The sequence below is a fragment of the Algoriphagus sp. genome (assembly GCF_024642405.1).
Classification (GTDB): Bacteria; Bacteroidota; Bacteroidia; order Cytophagales; family Cyclobacteriaceae; genus Algoriphagus.
Genome location: NZ_JAHEBC010000189.1, coordinates 1 through 1001 on the forward strand (window position 1 = coordinate 1; position 1001 = coordinate 1001).

At 42.2% G+C, this 1001-nt stretch carries 1 pseudogene; it reads left to right on the forward strand.

What is annotated here, in order from left to right:
- Window positions 1-1001 (forward strand): annotated as a pseudogene (locus Q0L68_RS13500) (glycoside hydrolase); the annotation flags it as partial.

Consider the following 1001-nt stretch of genomic DNA (forward strand, 5'->3'; position numbering starts at 1 on the left):
CCAAAGGATTGAATCCAAATGGCCCGGTGAATGTGGTTCGTGAGGATCCTGTTCAAAAGGGATTGCTTTTCGCCGGGACCGAAAGAGAAGTTTATTTTTCAATCGACGATGGCCAAAATTGGCAATCGTTGAGAAATAATATGCCTGCAAGTTCCATCCGTGATTTGGTCATTCATGAAAATGATTTGGTGGTGGGAACGCATGGTAGATCTGCCTGGATTTTGGATAATATTGCACCTCTTCGAGAACTGGCAAAATCAAGAGAAGCCACTGCCTATTTGTTTTCACCTTCTCCTACTTATCGCGTCAGATGGAATATGTTTTCAGATACTCCACTTCCTCCGGAAGAGCCCACTGGTCAAAATCCACCGGACGGGGCGATTTTAGATTATCAACTGAACAAGAATGCTCAAAACGTTAAACTTGAAATACTAGACAGCCAGGATAATTTGATCCGATCGTATTCGAGTACTGATCAGCCTGAGGAAATTGATTCCATTTCTTTACCTCATCCTACCTATTGGATCCGACCTCAACAAAAGGTAGGAGTGTTACAAGGTCATCATCGTTTTGTTTGGGACTTAAGACATGAGCCACCCAGAGGTTCTGAAAGAGGATTTTCTATTGCTGCAACGTATAGAAATACACCGAGTGGTCCTCATGGACCTTTTGTGAAGCCTGGAACTTATAGAGTTCGGTTGACAGTAGATGGAGAAGTTTCCGAACGTCCTCTGACAATTAAAATGGATCCTCGAGTCATTATATCTGAGAGTGTTTTGCAAATGCAAACTGATTTAAGCAAAACTTGCTATGATGGATATCATGCACTGCAAGACATTGTGGAGGTCATTGATGCCAAATCAAATCCTTCTGAAGCAGAACTTGCACTTCGGGGAAACGGAAAAGTGGGTGATCCAGATACCATGTATGGAAGTATTCGGTATACTGATCCAAATCAAGAAACCTTGGTTGGTTTACAAGAAAAATTCCTGTTCATGATG